Source organism: Sodalis sp. RH20 (assembly GCF_047324205.1).
In the GTDB taxonomy this organism is placed as follows: domain Bacteria; phylum Pseudomonadota; class Gammaproteobacteria; order Enterobacterales; family Enterobacteriaceae; genus Acerihabitans.
This window is the reverse complement of sequence record NZ_CP178733.1, coordinates 919,790-943,036: the sequence shown is the minus strand read 5'-3', so window position 1 is coordinate 943,036 and position 23,247 is coordinate 919,790. Positions and strand designations below refer to the sequence as shown.

The following is a 23,247-nucleotide window of genomic DNA, read 5'->3' as shown; positions in this document are numbered from 1 at the left end:
GGAAAAATGATGAAAAGCACAAAACCGGTTCTGGAGATCATCGGCGTCGATAAACATTTCGGCGCGCAGCATGTGCTGAAAAACTGTTCGCTTAACGTGGCCGAGGGCGACACCGTGGTGCTGATAGGCCCCTCCGGCTCGGGCAAATCCACCCTGCTGCGCTGCGTCAACCTGCTGGAGCCCATCGAAGGCGGCGCCATTTTTTTCCGCAACCAGGATATTACCCATGCCGATATCAAGCCGCACCGGCTGCGCCAGGACATCGGCATGGTGTTTCAAAGCTATGAGCTGTTTTCCCATCTCACCGCCGCGGAAAACATTATGCTCGCGCCGATGACGGTGCGCGGCGTCAGCCGCGCCGAGGCCCAGGCCCAGGCGCTGGAACTGCTGGGCAAGGTGCGCATACCGGACAAGGCCGACGCGTTTCCCGACGAGCTGTCCGGCGGCCAGCAGCAGCGGGTGGCCATTGCCCGCGCCCTGGCGATGAAACCCAAGCTGATGCTGTTCGACGAGCCGACCTCGGCGCTGGATCCGGAAATGATCCGCGAGGTGCTCGACGTCATGGCCGATCTGAGCGCCGAGGGCATGACCAGTATCGTGGTCACCCACGAGATGGGGTTTGCCCGGCGCGCCGCCAACCATATCGTTTTTATGGAAAACGGCGAAATCATTGAAAACGCCCCGAGCGAGAAGTTTTTCGGCGGCGATGTGAGCGAGCGGGCGCAGCGCTTCCTCGACCAGATATTGCACTGATAGTGCTAATCATGCATGCCCTCGTCAGGGCGTTTATTCACCTCAGGAGATGTCGATGAGTCTTTCATCGCCCGATATCGGCAGGATGAAACGCGATCTTGCCGCGCTGGTCGCAATCAATACCGAAAACCCGCCGGGGCGCGAGCGCGAAGCGGCGGAACATATCAGCCGGCTGCTGGCCGATGCCGGTTTTGACCTGACGCTTAGCGAATACCTCCCTGGCCGCACCAATGTCATTGCGCGCCTGGAAAATGGCGCCGGTCCCTGCTTCGCCTTTAACACCCATATCGATGTGGTGCCGGCGGGCGACGGCTGGAGCCAGGATCCGTTTACGCTTACCGAGCGCGACGGCAAATTGTATGGCCGCGGCTCCTGCGACGCCAAAGGGCCGCTGGTGGCGATGCTTGAGGCGATGCGCATGCTGGCGGCGCATCGCGACGGCTGGCGCGGCACCCTGATGGGGATTTTCGTCGCCGACGAGGAGGTGGCCAGCGAAGGCGCCAAATTCTACGTGCGCGAAGCGCCGGCGAAAATCGACTACGCGGTGATTGGCGAACCGACCTCTAACAGCACTTATTCCGCCCATAAAGGCAGCCTGCGTCCGCTGGTGCGGGTGCACGGCGTTACCGCGCACTCCGGCACGCCGGAGCTGGGCGAAAACGCCATCTTCCGCGCGGCGCAGCTGCTGGGTCTGGTGGAACATGCCCACGAACACAGCGTGCGCTGCCATTGCCACCCGCTGGTGGGATCCGCCAGCCTGACGGTGACGCGCATCAACGGCGGCCATGCGGATAATGTGCTGCCGGACAGCTGCGAGCTGCTGCTGGACCGGCGCATGGTGCCGGGGGAAGACGAAGAGCAGGTTAAACAAGAGATCCGCGATCTGCTTACGCTGGCGCGGGAAAAGTTCGGCGTGCGCAGCGACATCGTCACCTTTAAACCGACCACCGGCGGCGCGACGGAAACCGACTCCGGCGATCCCATCGTACTGGCGGGCCTGGATGCCTGTCGCGCCCACGGCAATGCGGAGCCGGGGCCGTTCGGCTTCCAGGGCGGCTGCGATCTGGTGCATTTTCGCAGTCTCGGCACCAAGGGCATCGTTATCGGCCCGGGATCCCTTGCCGACGCGCACAAACCCGATGAGTTCGTGCCCATCGATGAATTTATTGCCGCCAGCGAGATCTATCGCGACGTGGCGCTGGCGATGATGAGCCGCTAAGGAGCCCGGGTGAAAGCCACTTTGTATCGCGCCGCGCTGCGCTACCCGCATCTACGGCTGTATACCGCCTCCTCGGGCAGCGTGGCGGCGCTGGACGAGCTTTACCTGCTGCTGGAGGATCAGGCCTTCCAGGGCCTGGGCGAGGTGCGGGTGAATATCGCCTACCTGAACGGCTACAGCCCGCAGCAGGTGCTGGACGACGTCCTCCGCTGCCTGCGCCGGCTGGATCTTGCCCTGGACCCCGCGCAACTGCTGGCCGGGCTGGATACCTGGGCGGCAGGAATTCTGGCGCCGACGCGCATGCTGCTTGATGTGGCGCTGCATGACCTGCTTGCCCGGCGCCAAGGCATCAGCGTCGCCGGGTTGCTGGCGCGTCCCCGGGACGCGGGCGGCGCCGTGCCGCCAGGCGGGGAAACGGCGCGGGAGCGGCACCCCGTGGCCATTGCGCCGGCGCAGGACGGCGCGTCTTCGCCGGTGGTGAGCTATCGCACTAACCAGACGCTGTTCTGGTCCTCGCGCGAGCAAATGCTGCAACAGGCCGAGGCGTATGTGGACCGGGGTTTCACCGAGTTGAAACTGCGGGTCGGCGTGGCCGGATTTGACCAGGACCTGGACCGCGTCGCCGCCCTGCGCCGCCGTTTTGGCGCCGGCATCAGCCTGGCGGCGGACGCCAACGGCCAGTGGCCGGCGCGCGAGGCCCTGGCGCGCCTGCGGGCCCTGGCCGCCTACGATTTACGTTATATGGAGCAGCCGATTGCCGATGGCGCGGCCGACGACCCGGAACACGGCTACGCGGCGCTGGCCGCCGCCAGCCCGATCCCGCTGATGCTCGACGAAAGCATGAGCAGCGAGGCGGATCTGGCCCGCGTCATCGGCCTGGGCGGCAAGGTTTGGGCGCACCTGAAGCTGGTGAAAATGGGCGGCATCGGCCCGGCCCTTGCCGCCGCGCGGCGGCTTAACGCCGCCGGCGTGCCTTTTATGATAGGCCAAATGAATGAAGGCGCGGCGGCCACCGCCGCCGCGCTGCATGTCGCCTGCGCCTCCCGCCCGGCCTATGCCGAACTGTATGGCGCCGACGGGCTGGGCAACGATCCGGTCGCCGGACTTATCTATCAGCAAGGGCTGGTCTGCAGCCCTTGCGCGTCCGGGTTGGGGGTCGGTTTTGACCCCGCCCGGGCGGAATTCATCCAGGAGTTCTGTAAATGACAAACCCAAGCGCAGTAAACAAGACCCCGTTGCCCGATCTGGGCCGCGTGACGCCGGGCGGCGAATCCGCCTTTGGCGAAGAGGAATACCGCGGACGCGTCGAGCGCGCGCGCGCCCTGCTCACCCAGGCCGGGCTGGACGTCATGGTCATCACCGGTCCGGAAAATATTTTCTATCTCACCGGCCAGCAGACGCCGGGATATTACACCTTTCAGGCCCTGGTGCTGCCGGTGGAGGGCGATCCGGTATTCGTTATCCGCCAGTTGGAATATTTTAACTTTATTTCCAACACCTTTATCCGCGACGCCGCCATTTATACCGACGGCGATAATCCGGTGAATTTTCTGCTGGGCGTGCTGAAGGACCGCGGCTGGACCCGGCGCCGCATCGGCATTGATAAACGCGGCTGGTTTCTGCCGATTGCCGTTTACGAAGCGTTGCAAGCCGAGCTGGGCGTTATCCACGACGCGGCGGGCGTGATTGAACAGCTGCGCGCGGTGAAATCCGCCGCCGAGCTGGAAAAAATGGCCCACGCCGCCCGCTATGTCGACGCGGGCATGCTGGCCGGGCGCGCGGCCATCCGGGCCGGCGCCACCGAGAACGACCTGGTCGCCGCCATGATGGGCGCGGCCATCGCCGCCGGATCCGAATATATGGGCATGGAACCGCTGGTGTCCTCCGGCCCGCGTACCGGCGTGCCGCACGGCACCTGGCGCCGGCGCAAAATCCAGGACGGCGATCCTATCTTCCTGGAAATGGCCGCCACCCACGATCGCTATCACGCGGCGCTGATGCGCTCGGCGTGGCTGGGCAAACCGCCCGCCGTGGCGCTGGAAATGGAAAAAACCTGTCAGGAAGCCCTGCAGGCGGCCCTTGACGCCATCCGCCCCGGCGCCACCTGCGAGGCCCCGCATCTCGCCTGCCAGAAAGTGATCGACCGCGCCGGGTATACCGATAACTTTAAAAAACGCACCGGCTATTCCATCGGCGTGTCGTTCGCACCGGACTGGGGCGAAGGCGCAATCCTCAGTCTTTACAGCGGCATCACCACCGAACTGCAACCGGGCATGACCTTCCATATTCCGCCCGCGCTGAGAATCTACGGTGAATTCACCGTCGGCGTCAGCGAAACCATCGTGGTGACGGAAACCGGCTGCCGGGCCCTCGGGGCGGTGGACCGGCCGTTATACCGGCTTTAGCCGGGCGCTGTATGCGCCCGCCGGCCAGGCAGGCGCCCGCCAAGGCGGCCAGGCCGCGCCGGCAATGCTCCGCCCCGGCGGCGCAACCTCTCCCACGCGCCCGGCCGCATGGCCGGGCTGCGGTATCGGTTCTTCGTTATCAGGTCAGACAGGAAAGCATAGTTATGAAAGACATCAGTGAAAGCCAGGCACGCCTGCGCGGTATTTTTAATATCACCGTTACCCCGTTTACCGCCGACGGCGCATTTGATTTCGCGGGACTGGCGCGCAATATCGAGCGGGTCATCGGGCTGGGCTACGACGGCGTGCTGATCGGCGGCACCTACGGTGAATTCCCGGCGATGAGCGCCGATGAGCGCGCCCGGTTATTTCGCCACGTCATGGACGTGGTGGGCGACCGGGTGCCGGTGATGCTGTGCAGCGCCGGTTCCGACGCGCGCACGGTGCGCGATTTAACGGCGCTTGCCGGCGAATTGGGCGGCCTGCCGATGGTGACGCCGCCGTTTGTCTCCGAAGTGACCGACGCGCAGATCGTGAGTTTTTTTAAACAAATGGCCCCGCTTTCACGCACCGGCATCCTGGTGTATAACGCGCCGGGCATTGGCATCACGCTGCCGCCGGCGGTACTGGAACAGCTGGCGGATATCGGGGGAGTGGTGGGCATTAAGCAAGGCGATCTGAATCCGACCGCCATCGACCAGATCGCCAACCGCCTCTCCGGCCGCCTGCGGCTGTTCTGCGCCTCCGATCTGGCGTTCCTCGGGCCGATGATGTGCGGCTTCGACGGCATCAGCAGCACCAACAGCTGCGCGCTGCCGGAAATCATTCTGGCCGCCTATCGCGCGCTTGAGCGCGGCGACGCCGCCACCGCCCGCGATCTGCATAGCCTGTGGTATCCCTACCGCGCCCTGGCCCGCCGCCACGGCCAGCCGCAACTGGTTAAGGCCGCCATGAACCTGCGCGGCTTCGACGGCGGCCATGTGCGCGCGCCGCTACTCGATCTGGAAGCGGACGTCATCGCCCAGGTGGCGGCTGAACTGGCGCGCCTGGCCGCCGACCCGCGCGCCGGCGTATCGCCGGCGTTATAGCCCCGCCTCCCGCCGCCGCGCCGCCGCGGTTAAAAACGCCATCAGCAGCGGATGCGGCCGGCGGCGGGAAGACGAGAGCTCGGGGTGGCCCTGTACCCCCAGATAAAATACATGGCGGGTAAATTCTATACCGTCGGTAATGGCGCCGCTGGCATCGGTGGCGCTGAGGCGCAGGCCGGCGATGTCCAGATCCCGCTTCAGCGCCGGGTTAAGGTGGAAACGGTGGTTATAGCGCAGGGTTGACCGGTCGCCGAGCAACTGCTGCATACGGCTGCCGGGCTCGCTCAGCATCATATGGTCGCCCAGGCGGTGCCGGGGAAGACCGGCCGTTTCCGCCAGCGGAACAAAGGATTTTACCGGCGCCAGGGGATCGGCCTCGGCCAGATTCACCCCGGTGGAGCCCAGCATGCGCTGGGCCACCGCCGTCGCCATGGTTTGCATGCCCAGGCATAAGCCCAGGGTGGGAACAGCGTTATCCAGGGTATAACGCGCCGCGGTTATCTGCCCGGCCACGTTGGCCATGGCGGCGCCGCCGGGCAACAGGACGCCGTGCGCGCGTTTGAGGATATCGCCGCAAGGCTCCTGCGGCGAGGCAAACAGGATATTAAGCCGCAGCGCCAGGGCGTCGGCGGCATCGCCGAGCGCGGCGACGGCGGCGGGATAGGCCTCCAGCTGATCCCGCCGCGTGCCGAGCAAAACGATGGCCAGCGGCGAAGCGGCGGCCCCGGCCAGGCTGTGGGGCGCGGCGGCGGGAGCATCCCGCCCGTTGCCCAGGCCGGGGTCGACGGCGGGTAACGCCCCGGTCGGGGCCACGCCAGGCACGATCGCGATAGCGTCGTCAGGGGAAGTTTCCCGCCAGCGGCCAAAGCCGTCGCGGCGCCATTGCCCCCAGGCGCTTTCGATGGCGCCGTTGCGGCGAAAAACCAGGCCCTGGGGCGACATATCCACCCGGATCAGCTGATAGTCCACGGCAAGACGGCTTAGCGCCCGCAGCCGGCCGGGCAACCCGGCCAGCTGCGCCGGACCGAGCGGGATCACCCAGTCCCGTCCGGCCGGCAGGGCGGCCAGTTCAGACCAGCGCTTCGGCGTATCTATGGTGTCGCCGCTCAGGCGTTCGTGCCATATCAGTCCGCTGGTGACCAGCGCGCCGGCGGCTATCGCGTGCTGGCAGGCGTCGGGATAGAGGGCGGTATCCCATGCAATGGCCAGGTGCGCCAGCGGCAGGCGCAGCCGACGCGCCAGGATGGCGGCCATGGCCCCATAGAGCGCCGGTTCCGGCGTGTCGTGCGCAACAAAGAGCAATGTCATGGCGATAAGTCCTTAATGGTCGGAACACGGCAAAAAAAGTCTGGGCAATCCGCCTGGAGACGTGATAGCTTAAATTGATTTTATTGTATCACATAATACAATTTTATTATTTCATAGATAGGGGAAATGATGTCAGCTGAATTACTTGCGCCTCGCTTACGCCGGGTGAGACCATCGCCGACCGCGGCGATTTCCGATCAGGTCCGCGCGCTAACCGCCGCCGGCGTGGATGTGATTAACCTCGGTGAAGGCGAGCTCGACTTCGATACACCGGCGCACATCAAACAGGCAGGCATAGATGCGATTGTACAAGGTGAAACAAAATACACAGCCGTTCCCGGCACGGCGGCCCTGAAAAAAGCCATCATCGCCAAATTCAGCCGCGAAAACGGCGTCGACTACGCGCCCCAGGAGGTCATCGCGGGCAGCGGCGCCAAGCAGCTGATCTTCAATGCCCTGCTGGCGACGGTCTCGGCCGGCGACGAAGTGATCATCCCCGCCCCTTATTGGGTATCCTATCCGGATATGGTGGCGCTGGCCGAAGGCGAAGCCCGCATCGTACCCTGCGCCGAGGCCCACGGCTGGAAACTGCGCCCGGCCGATCTCGCCGCCGCCATTACGGCCAGGACCCGCTGGCTGATACTGAACTCCCCCAACAACCCCACCGGCGCGGTCTACTCGCGCGCCGAGCTGAAGGCGCTGGCCGCGGTGCTGCTCGACAATCCGCAGGTGCTGATCATGGCCGATGATATCTACGAGCATATCTGCCATGCGGCGGGCGAATTCGTTACCCTGGCGCAGGTAGAGCCCCGGCTGAAAGATCGGGTGCTGACGGTAAACGGCGTATCGAAAGGCTATTCGATGACCGGCTGGCGGCTGGGCTATGCCGGCGGCCCGGACTGGCTGGTGGCGGCCATGCAGATATTGCAATCGCAAAGCACCTCCAATCCCAGCTCCATTTCACAGGCCGCGACGGTGGCGGCGCTGGAGCAGGGCCTGGGATTTATGGACGCCTGGATGGCGACCCTGGCCAGGCGCCGCGCCGTCATCATGGCCTGCGTCAATGCCATCGACGGCCTGGCGGCGGCGGTACCGCCGGGGGCATTCTATGTGTTCGCCAACTGCGCCGGCATGATCGGCAAAAAAACACCGGCGGGCGCCACCCTCGCCAGCGACAGCGATTTTGCCGCCTATCTCCTGGACGCCGGCCATGTCGCTACCCTGCAAGGCTCGGCCTTCGGCGCGTCGCCTTACCTGCGCATCGCCTACGCCATCGACGATAGCCGCCTGAGCGAGGCCTGCGAACGCATTACCCGCGCGTGCCGCGCCTTACGCTGAAGACTCGGCGCGTCGTCCTCCTTGCCAGCGCCCCGTTGCGCCGAGCGCTGGCTTTTATCCCCCGTCCCCGTCCCGGCAAAGGCCGGTTAACCCGCCGGCAGCCGGTCCAGTATCGCCTGGGCGGTGTTCACATCGGTCACCAGGGAATTGATCATCCCCGATCGCACCGCGCCGATAATGCCGGCGGCCTTTTCCGGCGTCGCGGCCACGCCGATGGTCAGCGGCGTGCGCCTGAGCTGTTCCGGCGAGGCGGCGATCATGCGCGCCTCCCCTTCCCAGTGCAGCACCTCGCCGGTCTCGGTCACGTAATGGCGCAGCACGTCGCCGGCGGCCCGGCTCAGCGTCTTTTCATCGGCGATGGCGGTGGTGGATTCGCCGGGTTTGGGCGCATGGGTCAGACCGATGCCGACAATCGCCACATCCAGCCGATCCCATAACGAAATAATATCCTGCACGCTGCGATCGGCGAGAAACGCGTCGCGCAGTTCGGCGGACGATATATAGGGCGCATGCAGGAAATAGGGCTTGCCTTCCATTTGCTCGGCGGCGCGCCGGACGAACTCCGTAATCTGGAAATGGGGGGCGGCCTGCTGCATACCGCCGTTCAGCGCCACGGTCAGGATGCCCGGCAACCGCGGCATGCCCGTCAGGGTCACCTCCCGCACCGCCCTGCCCCAGCCGATGCCCAGCACCGATCCGGCGCCCAGCCCCGCCTGTTCCAGCAGCGACGCCAGCGGCGCTGCCAGCGAGCCCAGGACATTGGCCGGCGGCGCGTCGACGACAAAGGCCTTCTTTAATCCCAGGCGCTTAATCAGGTCCGCCGTCATATTCTCGGGCGAAGAGAGCGCCACCACCTCGATGCGCACGATGCCGGCGGCGCGCGCCTTGTTCAGCAGCCGTGAAATGGTGGCGGTGGAGACATCGAACTTGCGCGCAATTTCCACCTGGGGCATGTCGGACTCGTAATGCAGCTTCGCCACCATATGCATCATGGCGCGAGTAGCTGCAAGATCTTGCAAAATTGGCTCTTTCAGCTTGAAATTCCTTTCTGTAATGTATTACACTCACCTCTGTCGATGGGGAATTATTGCGCAATATGCGGGAAATTGCAATCGTTCCCCAGGGAGAAACCCCTTATAAACCGCAGCATTGGGACCATTTTCTCCCATTTAATCAAGGACGATGATGACAAAGGGTAACAACGTATCACCGCGTTTTTTGTCTGTAATAAATTTCAGGTAAAGGAGAAATTCATGTCAAAAATGTCCACCTCAGAATTACGCAGCTATCAACAAATCTGTGGCAGCAACGGCGCCATGTTGGTTATCGCCTGCGATCAGCGAGGTGCCATGCGCAGCCTGCTATCCAACGATCCCGCCCGGCAGGCGCAGATTTCCGAACACGAACTGGGACTGATCAAGGCCGATATCACCCGTTACCTGGCAAGCAAGGCGTCATGCGTGCTGGTCGATCCGGTCTGCGCCGTGCCGCAGCTGGTGGACGACGGCATCATTGCGCGCGACACGGCGCTGCTGATAGGCCTCGACGCCTCCGGGTTCGACACCACGCCCGAAGGCTACCGGCTGTCGCGGCTGGTTGACCATATCAACGCCCGGCGGGTGCGCGAGCTCGGCGCCACCGGAGGCAAAATCATGGTGTATCTGCGCTCGGATCGCGCCGGGGCGAACCAGCACAATATCGCTATACTGCGCCGATGCATCGAGGATTTCACCCGCGAGGATTTATTATTGGTGGTTGAGTTCCTGACGTATAAACTCGATGATGAAACGGACGAGGAATATAAGCAGAAAATCCCGGAGCTTATCTATGGCGGCACGAAAATCTGCCTGGAATGCGGGGCCAAGGTGCTGAAATTACCCTATCCCGGTTCGCCGCAGGCCTGTGCGGACATCACCCGGCTTGCCGGCGACGTGCCCTGGGCCGTGCTCTCGGCGGGCGTCGATCACGCCACCTTCCTGACCCAGGTGGCGGACGCCATGAGCGAGGGCGCCTCCGGCGTCATTGCGGGCCGTTCGTTATGGAAAGATTGTATTTCCCTGGACCGTGAGGCCACCCGGCAAAAACTGGAAACGCTGGCTATTCCCCGGCTGAACGAAATTCAGGCCGTGATTAAACAATATTTTCACGCGACCCGGCCGACGAGAGACGCGTTAACGGAGCAGGTAAAACATGTCTGACAAGGGCGCGGCGACCGACAGCATCCGGTTTTCTCCTGCTAATGGCGCCCAGGCGTCGCATCAGGACCGGCCGGAAAGTGACAACGGCAAGCGGATTATCATGATCAACGGTATCCCCGCCTCCGGTAAAAGCACCCTCGCCGCAGGCCTCTCCCGGCAGTCCGGCTGGCTTTCGTTATCCCTGGACGGGATCAAAAACCCGTTTCTGCAGCATCTGGGCGGTGTCGACCGCACGATGAACCGTACCCTTGGCAAAGCCAGTTACCAGGCCGTCTGGTCCATCGTGGCGCAGGCCCCGGCGGGAAGCACCTTTATCATAGACGCCTGGTTTGGCTTCCAGCCCCGGGAGCTATTAGCGCATTATCTGGCGCACGCTGGCGTGACGCGCCTGGTCGAAGTGTGGTGCCGGATTTCCGCGCAACTGGCGGCCGCCCGGTATGCCGCGCGCCTGGCGGACAGATTGCCCGGCCATCCCGGCGCGGAATATCTACCCGAACTGCGGGCGCTGGCGGAACGCGCCGGACCGATGGCATTAGGGCCGGTCTTTAGCGTCGACCAGGACCAACCGCAGGATACGCGCGTTATTTACGACTGGATAATGCAAACATTGCCGCGCGCCGCGGTGATATAACCACAAACTGTAAGGAGATAACTCACACCTGACCGAATATAATAGAACATTGCTGCTTAAAAAGGCCTTCTTCATATATAAAGAAAGCCCGTAATAGTATTTGGCATTATTTTTCAAAACAACTCTTTATTATTATTTACAATATTGTAGAAATAGATAAAGATGGATCACAGTTTTTATAAGGAAACAGAAACATACTAGTATATATCTATACCTAGCTAAAAAGGGTCTTTATGTTAACGGACTGGATTAACGAAAGTAACGTTCGCTTAATTAATCAGGCGAAAGACTGGCAAAGCGCAGTGGCGTTATCGGTGCAGCCGCTTATCGATCAGCATGCGGTTGAGAGCCGTTATCTCCAGGCTATTTACGCCATGCATGAACAAATAGGCCCTTACTATGTCTTGGGCGAAGGCATTGCCATGCCCCATGCCCGGCCGGAGGAAGGGGTAATTAAAACCGCCTTGTCCTTGGTTATCGTTTCGCAAGGCGTGACCTTCGGCAGCGAAGATAACGATCCGGTGTACGTTATTTTTGCCCTGGCGGCCGTCGACAGCCATTCACATATTGAAATGATTGCGAGCCTGTCAAAATTATTTTGCGATGAGGAGGCGGTAAATACCTTAAAACATGCGCGGGATGAACAAGAGATTTTGGCCATACTGCGCCATTTTTAACGTATCACCCTAAGGGGCGATAACCATCAACCCAGGCGGCCATCAACGCCGGTGGGCCAGGCGCATGGCCGGTTAATGGCTATTCAGGATGGGCAGGCCGCAGGCTGTCCGCCGGAAGCGGTATTGAGCTATCGTCATCGGCGTCATGCCGGCCCGATGGCGGCGGTTACCCTACAGATGAATCACTTAAGGAACCTGTATTATGAAAAAATTATCAATTCTGGCGGTATGCGGGGCGGGACTGGGCAGCAGTTTTGCGTGCGAAATGAGTATTGAGGCCGCGTTGAAAGATCTGGGCGTGGATGCCGATTTGTCTCATTGTGATATTTCCAGCGCCACGTCAAGCAGGGCGGATATAATAATGACCGGCGAAAACTTCCGATCACAGTTCCAGCATTATACGATAAATGCCACTATTATTTACCTTAAAAGATTGGTTGATAAAAACGAAATAAAAGAAAAACTAACGCCAGTATTACAGGAAAAAGGCTACCTGGCTTGATATTGATTGATTGATAATCCGATTGTTGCAAACCCTACAGGGGACTTATTATGTCTTTCCTCCATTTTATTGTCAACGATGTGCTCGGCCAGGCGTCGATACTGATATCATTGATCGCCATGATTGGGCTTATCGCGCAAAAAAAGAGCCCCGGACAGGTTATTACCGGCACGCTTAAAACGCTATTAGGATTTTTAGTCCTGCTGTCCGGCGCCAATATTATCGTCACTGCGTTAAACTTCCTCGGCGATGTTTTCCAGAAAGGATTCCATATGCGCGGGGTGGTCACCGACGTGGGTTCCATTGCCGGCATCGCCCAACAAACCCTGGGACGGGAAACCGCCCTGATCATGGTTCTGGCGTTTGTAATTAATATTCTTATCGCCCGTTTCACTCGCTATAAATATATTTTCCTCACCGGCCAGGCCTCGCTCTGGATGGCCACGGTATGCTCGGTTATCGGTTACATGGGCGGGCTGCGGGGGACGGAATTAATCCTTATCGGCGGCGTTATCGCCGGCGTCATGGCGGTCGGCATGCCGGTGCTGGCGCAGCCCATTGTGCGCAAGATAACGGGGTCGGACGATATTGCGCTGGGCCATTTCTGCACTATTGGTTATATCGTGCAGGCGGGCGTGGCGAAGCTTACCGGCGATGTCGGCAAAAGTACCGAGGATCTGGAGCTGCCCCAGTCGTTTTCCTTTCTCCAGGACACGTATCTCTCCATGATGGTGGTGATGATCCCGATCTACCTGATTCCGTCCATCGCCGCGGGCCCCTTGGTGATCGCCCCTTATGCCCACGGCGTTAACTACCTGGTCTATGCCTTCCTGCAATCGGTACAGTTCGTGGTCGGGGTTTATGTCCTGCTGGCGGGCGTCAGGCTGCTGCTGGCGGAAATCGTACCGGCGTTTCGCGGCATCGCGCTGCGCATCGTGCCCAACGCCATTCCGGCGCTGGACTGCCCGGTGCTGTTCCCCTATGCCCCCAACGCGGTGATTATCGGTTTTATTTCCACCACCATCGGCTCGGTTATCGGCATGTTCCTGTTCCCAAGCATGGGACTGGCGATGATCCTGCCGGGCATGCTGACCAATTTTTTTGCCGGCGGCACCGCGGGTATTTTCGGCAATGCCGTCGGCGGACGGCGCGGCGCCATCATCGGCGGCGTGTTCCATGGGTTGTTTATTACCCTGCTGCCCGCGTTGCTATTGCCCCTGCTCGGCCAGTATGGGTTTTCCAACGTCACGTTCAGTGATTCGGATGTCATCAGCGTCGGACTGGTGTTCGGTCATATTCTTAACTTTTTCCATTAACCGTACGCGGAGGATCCATGGTCTCGTCTATTGATACTATCCTGGCGCAGGGGCTGGCGCCGAAAGAATGCGCCAAAGCGCTTAACGAACTGGGCAAGACGCTGTTTGAGCGGCAGGACACGGACGCCGCCATCGCCTGCTGGGAAAAGAGCGTCGCGTGCTACGGCAAGCCCGGCCCCGCCCAGGCGCAGCTGATGAAAGCCTACAACCTGAAACGGCGCCAGTGCTCGGAGCGCGGCGACAGCGCGGGCATCGAGGCGTTTTCCCAGAAAATCGATGCGCTGATGCAGCAAAGCAAGGACGCCATCCGTTGTGGTTTTTAACCGCCGGCGGCCCTGACGTCAAAATAACCCTGCCGGGACGGCGGCGCGTCCCGGCGGGCAGTTGCCGTTCCCTGTCCGCGCGCGACATCAATAGCTGAATGCCAATTATTCCGCTTTGCCGTCAATTTAACAAAATGATTTCACTTCTCTTTTTTTTGTTGATCTACATCATACCTGTATTCATCCACACTCGCATTATTGCCCATACGGAATATATTATTATTATCTGAATGTATGGCATCATTAGAAGAATCAAATTAATTAGTGTGCTTAATTTAGTTAATTAAAAATTTTCAGTTATTTTAATTATTAAAGTCAATTAAATATCCCGCTGCGTTTTGTTGATTTTAATGCAATGTCCGATGAGCAGGAGAATAAAGTGCAAACCTTTAATGCCGATATCGTCATCGTCGGGGCGGGGGGCGCGGGTTTACGCGCCGCCATTGCCGCCGCGCAGGCCCATCCCAACCTGACTATCGCCCTGGTATCGAAAGTATACCCCATGCGCAGCCATACCGTGGCCGCCGAGGGCGGGTCCGCCGCCGTCACCCAGGATCATGACTCTTTTGACTCCCATTTCCACGATACCGTCTCCGGCGGCGACTGGCTGTGCGAGCAGGACGTGGTCGATCATTTTGTCCGCCACTGCCCGGAGGAGATGACCCAGCTTGAACTGTGGGGCTGCCCCTGGAGCCGCAAGCCCGACGGCCGGGTGAACGTCAGGCGTTTCGGCGGGATGAAAATCGAACGTACCTGGTTCGCCGCCGATAAAACCGGTTTCCATATTCTGCATACGCTGTTCCAGACCTCGCTGAAATATCCGCAGATCAAGCGCTTCGACGAGCACTTCGTGCTGGATATCCTGGTGGACGACGGCCAGGCGCGCGGACTGGTGGCCATCAATATGATGGAAGGCACGCGCATCTGCATCCGCGCCAACGCCGTGGTCATGGCCACCGGCGGCGCCGGCCGCGTTTATCGCTATAACACCAACGGCGGCATCGTCACCGGCGACGGTATGGGCATCGCCCTGCGTCACGGCGTGCCGCTGCGCGATATGGAGTTTGTTCAGTACCACCCCACCGGCCTGCCCGGCTCCGGCATCCTGATAACCGAAGGCTGCCGCGGCGAAGGCGGCATCATGGTCAATAAAGACGGCTATCGCTATTTGCAGGACTACGGCATGGGGCCTGAAACGCCGCTGGGCCATCCGGAAAACAAATATATGGAACTGGGTCCGCGCGATAAGCTGTCCCAGGCGTTCTGGCACGAATGGCGCGCCGGGCGCACCATCGCCACGCCGCGCGGCGACGTGGTCTATCTCGACCTGCGCCATTTGGGCGAGAAAAAGCTGTTGGAACGGCTGCCGTTTATCTGTGAACTGTCGAAAGCCTATGTCGGCGTCGATCCGGTGAAGGATCCCATCCCGGTACGCCCCACCGCCCATTACACCATGGGCGGCATTGAAACCGATCAGCAATGCGAAACGCGCATCCGCGGTCTGTTTGCCGTCGGCGAATGCTCCTCGGTGGGCCTGCACGGCGCCAACCGTCTCGGCTCCAATTCCCTGGCCGAGCTGGTGGTGTTCGGCCGCCTGGCGGGCGAACAGGCCGCGGCCAGCGCGGCGGCCGCGCCGGCCGCCAATAACGCCGTCCTCGACGCCCAGGCGCGGGACGTGGAAACCACCCTGCAACGCCTGATGGACCAGCGGGGCAATGAAAAATGGTCGGCCATCCGCGACGAGATGGGCCTGTCGATGGAAGAAGGCTGCGGCATCTACCGTACGCCGGAGCTGATGCAAAAAACCATGGATAAGCTGGCCGAGCTGAAAGAGCGGTTTAAACGGGTTACCATTACCGATACCTCCAGCGTGTTTAATACCGATCTGCTCTACACCATTGAGTTGGGCAACGGACTGGAGGTGGCCGACTGCATGGCGCATTCGGCGTTCCACCGCCGGGAATCGCGCGGCGCCCACCAGCGGCTCGATGAGGGCTGTACCGAGCGCGACGACGTGAATTTCCTCAAGCATACCCTGGCGTTTTATAATCCCGACGGCGCGCCGCGTCTGGAATACAGCGACGTGAAGATCACCACCCTGCCGCCGGCCAAACGGATGTACGGCGGCGAGGGCGCCGCGGCCGCGGTACAGGATAAAAAGGATAAGGAGCAGGCCAATGGCTGAGATGAACACGCTGAAGCTTGAGGTAATGCGTTATAACCCCGAGCAGGATCAGGCCCCCCATCCCGTGGTGTACGACGTGCCTTATGACGCGCAAACCTCGCTGCTGGACGCGCTGGGTTATATCAAGGATAACCTGGAGCCGGACCTGTCCTTCCGCTGGTCGTGCCGGATGGCCATTTGCGGGTCCTGCGGCATGATGGTGGACAATGTGCCGAAGCTGGCCTGTAAAACCTTTTTGCGCGAATATCCCCACGGCATGAAGGTCAAGGCCCTGGGCCACTTCCCCATCGAGCGCGATCTGGTGGTGGACATGACCCATTTTATCGAGAGCCTGGAGGCGATTAAGCCCTATATCATCGGCAATAACCGCCAGCCGTCGGAAGGCACCAACCTGCAGACCCCGGCGCAGATGGCCAAATACCATCAGTTCAGCGGCTGCATCAACTGCGGCTTATGTTATGCCGCCTGTCCGCAGTTCGGGCTGAATCCGGAGTTTATCGGCCCGGCGGCCATTACGCTTGCGCACCGGTACAATCTGGATAACCGCGACCACGGCAAAAAGGAGCGGATGGCGCAGCTGAACGGCGAAAACGGCGTCTGGAGCTGCACATTCGTCGGCTACTGCTCGGAGGTGTGTCCCAAACATGTGGATCCCGCCGCCGCCATTCAGCAGGGCAAAGTGGCGAGCACCCAGGACTTTATGATCGCCATGCTGAAACCTCGCTAAGGGAGTGATTAACATGATAACAACCAAACGCAAGCCCTACGTTCGCAGCATGCCGGCCAACTGGTGGCAGAAGCTGGGGTTCTACCGTTTTTATATGCTGCGCGAAGGCACCGCCGTACCGGCGGTCTGGTTCAGCCTGGAACTGATCTACGGACTGTATGCGCTGAAGGCCGGCGAGGCGAACTGGGACGGGTTTGTGCATTTCCTGCAAAACCCGGTGGTGCTGGCGCTTAACCTGCTGACGCTGCTGGCGGCGCTGCTGCATACCAAAACCTGGTTTGAGCTGGCGCCCAAGGCCACTGTGCTGGTCGTCAAGGATGAAAAGGTCGGTCCGGCGCCGTTTATCGCCACGCTTTGGGGCGTTACGCTGGTGGTGACGGTGGTGATACTGGCCGTGGCCCTTGTCGTTTAATCAGGAGAACGCTATGAATCAAAATCCGAAACGCGCCGATGAACCGGTTTTCTGGAGCCTGTTCGGCGCCGGCGGCATGTGGAGCGCCATCGTCGCGCCGGTGATAATCCTGCTGGTGGCCTTTTTGCTGCCGCTGGGCTGGTATCCGGGCGAGGCGCTCAGCTATCCGCGGGTGCTCGCGTTCAGCCATACCCTGATAGGCCGCCTGTTCTGGCTGCTGATGATTGTCCTGCCGCTGTGGTGCGGGCTGCATCGCATTTATCACTGCACGCATGACCTGAAAATTCATGTGCCGGCCGGCAAATGGGTGTTTTACGGACTGGCCGCCATCCTGACCGTGGTGACGCTGGTGGGCATTTTTTAACCAGGGCAAGTTAACCTACCCCCTATCCGCACGTTAATCAGCAACGCCCCGCCACCCGTATCCCGGGTGGCGGGGCGTTGCCGTTATCGGGCGTTGTTTTTAGCCCACTACCCGCCGCTTCCCATCCTGTCTCATTTCGTCGAGCTCCAGGCCGACCATTTGCATGGACTGCAATGCCGCCAGCGTCTCGCGCGCCTCCTGCTCATCGAGCAGGCTCATGGCGAATCCCACATGGACCAATACCCACTGGCCGACCAGCGCGGCGGGTTCGCCTTCGCATACCAGGGCGATATTTACCGCGCGCTGCACGCCGCAGACCTCGATACAGGCCGGCTGGTGAATATCGGCCCCGACGGCCACGATCTTACCGGGAATGCCTATGCACATACTCTCTCCAAGGGATGTTACTCCAGCTCCAGCTGCCTGACGCGCAGGCTGTCGCCGCCGTTAACCTGCAACGCGTGACCGCCGCAGCGCGGGCAGCCCGCGCCATGGTGCGTTATCTCGACGGCGGCGCCGCATGACCAGCACCAGGCCGGCGCCGGCCGCACGTCAAGGTGCAGCGCGCTGCCTTCGGCCAGCGTGCCGCGGCACGCCGTGCCGAACGAAAAACGCAGGGCGCTTTCCTCGATGCACGACAGCGCGCCCAGTTCCAGCCAGACCCCGGTCACCCGCCGCGCCCCGTGCGAGCGGGCCTGCTGGTCAATCAGCGCCAGCGCCTCGTAGCACAGGGAAAGCTCATGCATCCGGGGCGCCGCCCCGGCCGCGGGTGAGCCAGGCGCGGCGATCGGCGTCCGGCGGGCAGTCGCCGTCACGCACCGGCAACGACAACGCCATTTTCACGCAGTGTTCCGCCAGGGCGACCGCCCCGGCGCCGGTCAGCCCGGCATCCAGCGGCGACATCAGGGAACAGGAGAGATAGGGCCCCCGTCCCGCCAGCTCGCCGCTGATAAAGGTGACATTGCCGCACGGCAACGCCAGCGCCCGCCGCGCGCCGTTTTCCATCGGCGGCCATTCCTGGCCCGGCCCCGGCAATACCCACAGGCTCAGCATCCAGGGGGTCAGCAGGCATCCCAGCCACTGCTGTTCAAACAGGGTGAAACCGCAGGCGCGCACCGGCACCGCCGGACGGAAAAACGGCAAATCGCGCATGCGCTCATCGGCGATGCGCCGGAACAGCGGCTCCAGCCACGACGCGGGCGCGTCGCCGACGGCAGCCGCGGCCTCATTAGCCCTTGTCCGGGCGGGAGGATCTTCATACCGCGGCATGGGTGTCTCCCTTATCAGAAGGGTCATTATCGTCGGGCCGGGAAAAGGGGCCGGCGTCAGCGCCGGGGGGCGCGTCGCTGGCTTCCCGCGCCGACACGGTCACGCCGCTTTGCTCCAGCGCGGCAATCACCTGCCCCAGCGCCGGTTCCACCGCCCGCGCCACGCAATCGGTCAGGCCGATGCGCATGGTCAGCGCTTGCGGCTCCACGCCCACCAGGGTCAGGCGGCGCGGAAACGCGTCCAGCAGGCGCAGCGCCATCAGCGCATCGGCCAGTCCCAGCTGATGCGGCGACAGCTTTTGCGTCAGGAACGCGGGCACCTCATCGTCGCGCAGCACCACCACCGCGCCGGGGGCATGGCCGGCGAGCACCGCGTCGGCCACGATTAGATGATCGCGGCCGGACAGGGTTTCCAGCAGCTCCATGCCCGAGGTGCCGCCGTCCAGGATGTCGATGGCGGGCGTGAACCGGTAACGGCGCGCCAACGCTTCAACGATGCGCACCCCCACCGCTTCATCGCTCAGCAGCAGGTTGCCGATACCCAGCACCAGAATACGCATCACAGCACCTTTACCCGGTTCACTTCCCGGCCGGTCGCGTCCACCAGGTGCACGGCGCATGACATGCAGGGGTCGAAGGAATGGATGGTGCGCACCACTTCCAGCGGCCGGGCGGCGTCGGCCACCGGCGTGCCCACCAGCGACTGCTCGTAAGGCCCCGGCACGTCCTGCCCGTTGCGCGGGCCGGCGTTCCAGGTGGAGGGGACCACCGCCTGGTAATTGGCAATCTTGCCATCCCTGATAACCACCCAGTGCGACAGCATGCCGCGCGGCATTTCGCCGAAGCCTACGCCGCGCAGTTCCTTATCCAGCGGAATGTCCGGCTTGATAAAGGTCTGGTGATCGCCCCGGCCGATATTGTCCACCAGCAGTTGCCACATCACGCTCAGCGAGTCTTTCAGCACGCAGCAGTGCACGGTGCGGCCGATGACCCGCCCCAGGGTGGAATGCAGATCGGCCTCGCGCAACGTGTTGCCGGTAAGATGGCGATAGGCGGCGCCAAGCTGCGAAAAGTGGGTTTGCGCGCCCTCGTGGCCCGCCGCCAGCCCGCACAGCAGCCAGGCCAGCGGACCGACCTCCACCGTCTGGCCGTAGAATATCGGTGATTTTACCCAGGAATATTTACCGTCCTCCTGCCAGCCGGTGTACTGTGGCCGGGTACGGCCCTCCCAGGGGGCCAGCGGCTCGTCGTCCTGGTACCAGGCGTGTTTGGCGCTTTCCTGGATGCCGTCCATCAGGAACGGGTCGGTATGGCTGGCGATGGGGCGGAAACGGGCGGCGTCGCCGTCCTCCAGATAACCGCCCGTCAGCCAAAAGGTCTCGCCCTTGCCATCCAGCGGCAGCTCCGGCACGCTCAGGTAATGCCGCGCCCCGCGCCCCAGCGTCAGCCACTGCGGATAGTGGGCGGCGATCACCACGCAGTCGACTTTATACACCTGCTCGATAAAGTCGCCCAGCCGGTCGATAAAGGTTTTGACATACATCAGCCGTTCCAGGTTCAGCACGCTGGGCATATCCGGGTTGATGGCGTTGGCGACGCCGCCGACGGCCAGGTTCTGGATATGCGGCGTTTTGCCGCCCAGCATGGCGACGATGCGGTTGGCGTCGCGCTGGCATTCCAGCGCCTGCAGGTAATGGGCCACCGCAATCAGGTTGACTTCCGGCGGCAGCGCCATGGCCGGATGCCCCCAATAACCGTTGGCGAAAATGCCCAGTTGACCGCTGGCCACCAGATCCTTGATCTTTTGCTGTACCCTGGCGAACTCCGCCGCGCTGTTCAGCGACCAGGTGGACAGGCCTTTGAGCAGCGTTTCGGCTTTCACCGGATCCGCCTTGAGCGCCGAGGTAATATCCACCCAGTCCAGGGCCGACAACTGGTAAAAATGCACGATATGATCGTGGATGCTGTGGGCCGCCAGGATCAGGTTGCGGATATACTGGGCGTTCACCGGCACGCTCATGCCCAGGGCGTGTTCAACCGCGCGAACCGAGGCGATGGCGTGCACCGTGGTGCACACCCCGCAGATACGCTGGACAATCATCCAGGCGTCGCGCGGATCGCGGCCCTGGAGAATTTCTTCCATGCCGCGCCACATGGTGCCCGACGACCAGGCCTTGACCACTTTTCCCTGTTCAATTTCGCAATCAATACGCAGGTGGCCCTCGATACGGGTAACAGGATCAATGGTGATGCGTTGGCTCATGCTCTACCTCAATCGGACGATCGTGATGGCGGTCCGCCGTCCCGGACAGGACCGGCAACAGGCGAATCAACATTATGTAAGCACAGACTTCGATAGCGACGAAGCCCACTGAAATCAGGATTTCACCCACGGCGGGGAAATAGCGGTAACCGCCGCCGGGATTGAAGGCGATCAGTGAATAATCCAGGCGCCACAGCGCCGCGCCCGACAGCATGCACAGCCCGCCGATAAACAGCGCGCGGGCGTCCCGGCGGCAGCGTCGCAGGCAGAGCATCAGCAACGGCGCCAGCATCAGGCCGATTTCCGCCCAGAACAGCGCGGCATAGCGATCGCCCGCCCATAAATAGCCGGTCTTGCCGCGCCAGATCACTTCCGCAAAGCGCAGCAGGATGAAGATCGTCAGGAAAACGGCGATAATGCGCGTCAGGCGCGTGAACAGCGGCGTTTCGTCCGCTCCGCGGCCCGCAAGCCCCGCCCGCACCAGCGAACCTTCAAACACCACCATCGAAAACCCCATGATAAAGGCGGTCAGCAGCGAAAACAGCGGCAGCATTTCGTAGCTTTGCCACAGGGGATGCACCTTGATGCCGGCGGCAATCATCAGCGACCCCATGGAGGATTGATGCATGGTGGGCAGCAGAACGCCCAGCGACAGGATCAGGAACATCCCTTTATCGAGCCATTTGCGCGGGGCGTGCCATCCCCACTTTTCACACAGTACCGGCGCGAACTCGAGCGCCATGATGCCGATGTAGATGGTCATGCATACCGCGGTTTCAAACAATACCGACGAGGTATTGAAATAGCCGGGAAGATAAAAGTACGGCAGGTTCCAGTAGCGGCCGACGTCGATGGTGATGGACAACCCGCCCAGCGAATAGCCGAACAGGCTGGCCAGCAGCGCCGGACGCATCAGCGGGTGGAATTCGCCGCGGTTGAAGACGTAGACCGCCCAGGCCAGCGCCCACCCGCCGCAGGCCAGGCCGGTGCCCACCAGCAGGTCGAAGGCAATCCACAGGCCCCAGGGATAACCGCCGTTCAGGTTGGCCACCGAGCCGATGCCGAACAGCAGTCGCCTGAGGATAAGCCCCGCGCACAGTATCACCAGCGGCGCCAGGTACATAATGGGCCTGGCGAACAGACGTCCGCCCAGCGGGCTGGCCTTATGCATCGTCATGATTATTCTCTCCTGGTGGCGCTACGCGCGTCGTTTTGGCGCCTGACGCCTCCCGCCCGCCCGGGGCATCGTCGCCGGCCGCGCCGGATAGGTCAGGTCCGGCGGCCTTATCGTCGCCGTCGTGTCCGTCGCGGGTATTGCGCCGCACCAGCAGCGCCAGCCCGGCAAATACCGCCAGCGGCAATACCATGCCTTTATACAGCGAATGCTGGATATGCTCCGAGCGCGCGCCGGTGGACAACTCCGCCAGCGCCGGCAGGTCGAGATTTTGGTACGGCACCCCGGCCAGCACCAGCACCTGGGTGCCGCCGCCCTCTTTCTCGCCGTAGATATGCGGTTCATACCGCGGCAGGGCGCGCGCATAGCGATCCCCATCCCCAAGGGTCTGGCGGGGATACAGATATTCAACGCCCGGGGTCAGCGCCAGACGCTGGCGGGCTTCGGCCAGCAGCGCTTCCCTGGTGCCGAAAATCACCGCGCCGGTGGGACAGACCTCGACGCAGCCGGGCAAGCCGCCGTTATCCAGCCGGGCGACGCCGGGCTGGTTGCACAGCTCGCATTTATGGATTTGGCCCAGCGGATTGTCATAATCGTATTTCGGCACGTTAAACGGACAGGCCACCATGCAATAACGGCAGCCGGTGCAAATATCGGCGTTGTAGTGCACCACGCCGGTCGTGGGGTGTTTTTTCAGCGCGGACACCGGACAGACCGATACGCAGTTCGGATCTACGCAGTGCATGCATTGCTTTTTGATATAGGCGTAGCCGTCCTGGGCCTGATCCTTATTTTTGCCGGTGCCGGAGGTCCATACCTGGATAATATTGTTGGTATACGGGCTGAGCTTGTCATTATCCGACCAGGTGGCCGCGCCGCCGGCATAGGTTTTCCCCGCGGCTGGCCTGGGAGAATGATTGACCTGCTGGCATTTTGTCACGCAGGCCTGGCAGCCCACGCAGAGCGTGGAATCGTACAGCATGCCCAGCGCGCCCGGAATGGGCGGTTTATTCTGCGCCTGCGCCAGCGCGGCGGCGGGTACGCCCGCCAGCAAGGCCCCGGCGCAGGTCAGTTTAAAAAAATGACGTCGGTTCAC

Annotated in this window: 25 protein-coding genes; 16 read left to right on the top strand and 9 right to left on the bottom strand. The window is 61.9% G+C overall.

What is annotated here, in order from left to right:
• Nucleotides 1-9: 9 nt before the first annotated feature.
• The 5 genes from ACL2XM_RS04385 to ACL2XM_RS04365 all read left to right on the top strand — a co-directional run bounded on the left by ACL2XM_RS04385 (nucleotide 10) and on the right by ACL2XM_RS04365 (nucleotide 5,465).
• Nucleotides 10-753, top strand: a complete 744-nt coding sequence (locus ACL2XM_RS04385; RefSeq protein WP_410016780.1) for an amino acid ABC transporter ATP-binding protein — start codon at nucleotides 10-12, stop codon at nucleotides 751-753.
• 55 nt (nucleotides 754-808) lie between these two features.
• Nucleotides 809-1,972, top strand: a complete 1,164-nt coding sequence (locus tag ACL2XM_RS04380; RefSeq protein ID WP_410014442.1) for a M20 family metallopeptidase — start codon at nucleotides 809-811, stop codon at nucleotides 1,970-1,972.
• 9 nt (nucleotides 1,973-1,981) lie between these two features.
• Nucleotides 1,982-3,178: a mandelate racemase/muconate lactonizing enzyme family protein gene (locus ACL2XM_RS04375; RefSeq protein WP_413728056.1), complete on the top strand. Its 1,197-nt coding sequence runs from the start codon at nucleotides 1,982-1,984 to the stop codon at nucleotides 3,176-3,178.
• Nucleotides 3,175-4,377: a M24 family metallopeptidase gene (locus tag ACL2XM_RS04370; protein WP_410014440.1), complete on the top strand. Its 1,203-nt coding sequence runs from the start codon at nucleotides 3,175-3,177 to the stop codon at nucleotides 4,375-4,377. The genes ACL2XM_RS04375 and ACL2XM_RS04370 overlap by 4 nt, the downstream gene beginning before the upstream one ends.
• Before the next feature lie 164 nt (nucleotides 4,378-4,541).
• Complete coding sequence (locus tag ACL2XM_RS04365; protein ID WP_410014439.1) at nucleotides 4,542-5,465, top strand: dihydrodipicolinate synthase family protein; 924 nt, start codon at nucleotides 4,542-4,544, stop codon at nucleotides 5,463-5,465.
• Here ACL2XM_RS04365 and ACL2XM_RS04360 read toward each other — a convergent pair.
• Entirely contained in the window at nucleotides 5,460-6,773 is a 1,314-nt protein-coding gene (locus ACL2XM_RS04360; protein ID WP_413732464.1) for a glutamine amidotransferase-related protein, read from the bottom strand. The genes ACL2XM_RS04365 and ACL2XM_RS04360 overlap by 6 nt on opposite strands.
• A 129-nt stretch (nucleotides 6,774-6,902) precedes the next feature.
• Between ACL2XM_RS04360 and ACL2XM_RS04355 the strand changes: the two genes are divergently transcribed.
• Complete coding sequence (locus tag ACL2XM_RS04355; protein ID WP_410016779.1) at nucleotides 6,903-8,111, top strand: aminotransferase class I/II-fold pyridoxal phosphate-dependent enzyme; 1,209 nt, start codon at nucleotides 6,903-6,905, stop codon at nucleotides 8,109-8,111.
• 86 nt (nucleotides 8,112-8,197) lie between these two features.
• Here the strand turns inward: ACL2XM_RS04355 and ACL2XM_RS04350 are convergent, their stop codons facing one another.
• Nucleotides 8,198-9,130: a sugar-binding transcriptional regulator gene (locus tag ACL2XM_RS04350; RefSeq protein WP_410014437.1), complete on the bottom strand. Its 933-nt coding sequence runs from the start codon at nucleotides 9,128-9,130 to the stop codon at nucleotides 8,198-8,200.
• A 234-nt stretch (nucleotides 9,131-9,364) separates the two neighbouring features.
• Between ACL2XM_RS04350 and ACL2XM_RS04345 the strand changes: the two genes are divergently transcribed.
• The 10 genes from ACL2XM_RS04345 (at nucleotide 9,365) to frdD (ending at nucleotide 17,446) form a co-directional block, all read left to right on the top strand.
• Complete coding sequence (locus ACL2XM_RS04345) at nucleotides 9,365-10,309, top strand: tagatose-bisphosphate aldolase (RefSeq protein WP_413723204.1); 945 nt, start codon at nucleotides 9,365-9,367, stop codon at nucleotides 10,307-10,309.
• 100 nt (nucleotides 10,310-10,409) lie between these two features.
• Nucleotides 10,410-10,940 carry an AAA family ATPase gene (locus ACL2XM_RS04340; protein ID WP_413733187.1) on the top strand — a complete coding sequence of 177 codons (531 nt, stop codon included), beginning with the start codon at nucleotides 10,410-10,412 and terminating at the stop codon, nucleotides 10,938-10,940.
• Nucleotides 10,941-11,173: 233 nt separating this feature from the next.
• Nucleotides 11,174-11,617 carry a PTS sugar transporter subunit IIA gene (locus ACL2XM_RS04335; protein ID WP_410014435.1) on the top strand — a complete coding sequence of 148 codons (444 nt, stop codon included), beginning with the start codon at nucleotides 11,174-11,176 and terminating at the stop codon, nucleotides 11,615-11,617.
• A gap of 202 nt (nucleotides 11,618-11,819) precedes the next feature.
• Nucleotides 11,820-12,119, top strand: coding sequence for a PTS sugar transporter subunit IIB (locus ACL2XM_RS04330; RefSeq protein ID WP_410014434.1), 300 nt, complete (start codon nucleotides 11,820-11,822; stop codon nucleotides 12,117-12,119).
• Nucleotides 12,120-12,169: 50 nt separating this feature from the next.
• Nucleotides 12,170-13,435: a PTS sugar transporter subunit IIC gene (locus ACL2XM_RS04325; protein ID WP_413728053.1), complete on the top strand. Its 1,266-nt coding sequence runs from the start codon at nucleotides 12,170-12,172 to the stop codon at nucleotides 13,433-13,435.
• Nucleotides 13,436-13,452: 17 nt separating this feature from the next.
• Nucleotides 13,453-13,758 (top strand): hypothetical protein, encoded by a 306-nt coding sequence (locus ACL2XM_RS04320; RefSeq protein ID WP_413732462.1) that lies wholly within the window; start codon nucleotides 13,453-13,455, stop codon nucleotides 13,756-13,758.
• Between the two features lie 379 nt (nucleotides 13,759-14,137).
• Nucleotides 14,138-15,943, top strand: coding sequence for a fumarate reductase (quinol) flavoprotein subunit (gene frdA / locus ACL2XM_RS04315; RefSeq protein ID WP_410014431.1), 1,806 nt, complete (start codon nucleotides 14,138-14,140; stop codon nucleotides 15,941-15,943).
• Complete coding sequence (locus ACL2XM_RS04310; protein WP_413732460.1) at nucleotides 15,936-16,670, top strand: succinate dehydrogenase/fumarate reductase iron-sulfur subunit; 735 nt, start codon at nucleotides 15,936-15,938, stop codon at nucleotides 16,668-16,670. Before frdA ends, ACL2XM_RS04310 begins: the two co-directional genes overlap by 8 nt.
• A 16-nt stretch (nucleotides 16,671-16,686) precedes the next feature.
• The gene (gene frdC, locus ACL2XM_RS04305) at nucleotides 16,687-17,082 is read left to right on the top strand and encodes a fumarate reductase subunit FrdC (RefSeq protein WP_410016777.1); all 396 of its coding nucleotides are present in this window, start codon (nucleotides 16,687-16,689) and stop codon (nucleotides 17,080-17,082) included.
• Nucleotides 17,083-17,095: 13 nt separating this feature from the next.
• Complete coding sequence (gene frdD / locus ACL2XM_RS04300; protein WP_410014429.1) at nucleotides 17,096-17,446, top strand: fumarate reductase subunit FrdD; 351 nt, start codon at nucleotides 17,096-17,098, stop codon at nucleotides 17,444-17,446.
• A gap of 99 nt (nucleotides 17,447-17,545) precedes the next feature.
• On the opposite strand, the gene hybG is transcribed toward frdD, so the two are convergent.
• The 7 genes from hybG to hybA are packed head-to-tail and all read right to left on the bottom strand — an operon-like array spanning nucleotide 17,546 to nucleotide 23,247.
• A complete protein-coding gene (gene hybG / locus ACL2XM_RS04295) occupies nucleotides 17,546-17,833 on the bottom strand; it encodes a hydrogenase maturation factor HybG (RefSeq protein ID WP_410014428.1) in 288 nt (95 codons plus the stop codon).
• Between the two features lie 17 nt (nucleotides 17,834-17,850).
• The gene (gene hypA / locus ACL2XM_RS04290; protein ID WP_413728050.1) at nucleotides 17,851-18,192 is read right to left on the bottom strand and encodes a hydrogenase maturation nickel metallochaperone HypA; all 342 of its coding nucleotides are present in this window, start codon (nucleotides 18,190-18,192) and stop codon (nucleotides 17,851-17,853) included.
• Nucleotides 18,185-18,715 (bottom strand): hydrogenase-2 assembly chaperone, encoded by a 531-nt coding sequence (gene hybE, locus ACL2XM_RS04285; protein WP_413732458.1) that lies wholly within the window; start codon nucleotides 18,713-18,715, stop codon nucleotides 18,185-18,187. Before hybE ends, hypA begins: the two co-directional genes overlap by 8 nt.
• Nucleotides 18,702-19,274, bottom strand: coding sequence for a HyaD/HybD family hydrogenase maturation endopeptidase (locus ACL2XM_RS04280; protein ID WP_413732457.1), 573 nt, complete (start codon nucleotides 19,272-19,274; stop codon nucleotides 18,702-18,704). The genes hybE and ACL2XM_RS04280 overlap by 14 nt, the downstream gene beginning before the upstream one ends.
• Nucleotides 19,274-20,977 (bottom strand): hydrogenase 2 large subunit, encoded by a 1,704-nt coding sequence (gene hybC, locus ACL2XM_RS04275; RefSeq protein ID WP_410014424.1) that lies wholly within the window; start codon nucleotides 20,975-20,977, stop codon nucleotides 19,274-19,276. The genes ACL2XM_RS04280 and hybC overlap by 1 nt, the downstream gene beginning before the upstream one ends.
• A complete protein-coding gene (hybB, locus tag ACL2XM_RS04270; protein ID WP_413723207.1) occupies nucleotides 20,955-22,154 on the bottom strand; it encodes a Ni/Fe-hydrogenase cytochrome b subunit in 1,200 nt (399 codons plus the stop codon). Before hybB ends, hybC begins: the two co-directional genes overlap by 23 nt.
• Complete coding sequence (hybA, locus tag ACL2XM_RS04265) at nucleotides 22,141-23,247, bottom strand: hydrogenase 2 operon protein HybA (RefSeq protein ID WP_413723208.1); 1,107 nt, start codon at nucleotides 23,245-23,247, stop codon at nucleotides 22,141-22,143. The genes hybB and hybA overlap by 14 nt, the downstream gene beginning before the upstream one ends.

Bases quoted from the DNA above. Each gene is read 5' to 3' on its own strand.
- ACL2XM_RS04345 (WP_413723204.1), top strand. From the start codon at position 9,365: ATGTCAAAAATGTCCACCTCAGAATTACGCAGCTATCAACAAATCTGT.
- ACL2XM_RS04310 (WP_413732460.1), top strand. From the start codon at position 15,936: ATGGCTGAGATGAACACGCTGAAGCTTGAGGTAATGCGTTATAACCCC.
- hypA (WP_413728050.1), bottom strand. From the start codon at position 18,192: ATGCATGAGCTTTCCCTGTGCTACGAGGCGCTGGCGCTGATTGACCAG.
- ACL2XM_RS04385 (WP_410016780.1), top strand. From the start codon at position 10: ATGAAAAGCACAAAACCGGTTCTGGAGATCATCGGCGTCGATAAACAT.
- ACL2XM_RS04335 (WP_410014435.1), top strand. From the start codon at position 11,174: ATGTTAACGGACTGGATTAACGAAAGTAACGTTCGCTTAATTAATCAG.
- ACL2XM_RS04325 (WP_413728053.1), top strand. From the start codon at position 12,170: ATGTCTTTCCTCCATTTTATTGTCAACGATGTGCTCGGCCAGGCGTCG.
- frdD (WP_410014429.1), top strand. From the start codon at position 17,096: ATGAATCAAAATCCGAAACGCGCCGATGAACCGGTTTTCTGGAGCCTG.
- hybG (WP_410014428.1), bottom strand. From the start codon at position 17,833: ATGTGCATAGGCATTCCCGGTAAGATCGTGGCCGTCGGGGCCGATATT.
- ACL2XM_RS04380 (WP_410014442.1), top strand. From the start codon at position 809: ATGAGTCTTTCATCGCCCGATATCGGCAGGATGAAACGCGATCTTGCC.
- ACL2XM_RS04365 (WP_410014439.1), top strand. From the start codon at position 4,542: ATGAAAGACATCAGTGAAAGCCAGGCACGCCTGCGCGGTATTTTTAAT.
- ACL2XM_RS04330 (WP_410014434.1), top strand. From the start codon at position 11,820: ATGAAAAAATTATCAATTCTGGCGGTATGCGGGGCGGGACTGGGCAGC.
- ACL2XM_RS04340 (WP_413733187.1), top strand. From the start codon at position 10,410: ATGATCAACGGTATCCCCGCCTCCGGTAAAAGCACCCTCGCCGCAGGC.
- ACL2XM_RS04370 (WP_410014440.1), top strand. From the start codon at position 3,175: ATGACAAACCCAAGCGCAGTAAACAAGACCCCGTTGCCCGATCTGGGC.
- hybB (WP_413723207.1), bottom strand. From the start codon at position 22,154: ATGACGATGCATAAGGCCAGCCCGCTGGGCGGACGTCTGTTCGCCAGG.
- hybE (WP_413732458.1), bottom strand. From the start codon at position 18,715: ATGCCGCGGTATGAAGATCCTCCCGCCCGGACAAGGGCTAATGAGGCC.
- ACL2XM_RS04320 (WP_413732462.1), top strand. From the start codon at position 13,453: ATGGTCTCGTCTATTGATACTATCCTGGCGCAGGGGCTGGCGCCGAAA.
- ACL2XM_RS04355 (WP_410016779.1), top strand. From the start codon at position 6,903: ATGTCAGCTGAATTACTTGCGCCTCGCTTACGCCGGGTGAGACCATCG.
- ACL2XM_RS04360 (WP_413732464.1), bottom strand. From the start codon at position 6,773: ATGACATTGCTCTTTGTTGCGCACGACACGCCGGAACCGGCGCTCTAT.
- ACL2XM_RS04280 (WP_413732457.1), bottom strand. From the start codon at position 19,274: ATGCGTATTCTGGTGCTGGGTATCGGCAACCTGCTGCTGAGCGATGAA.
- hybC (WP_410014424.1), bottom strand. From the start codon at position 20,977: ATGAGCCAACGCATCACCATTGATCCTGTTACCCGTATCGAGGGCCAC.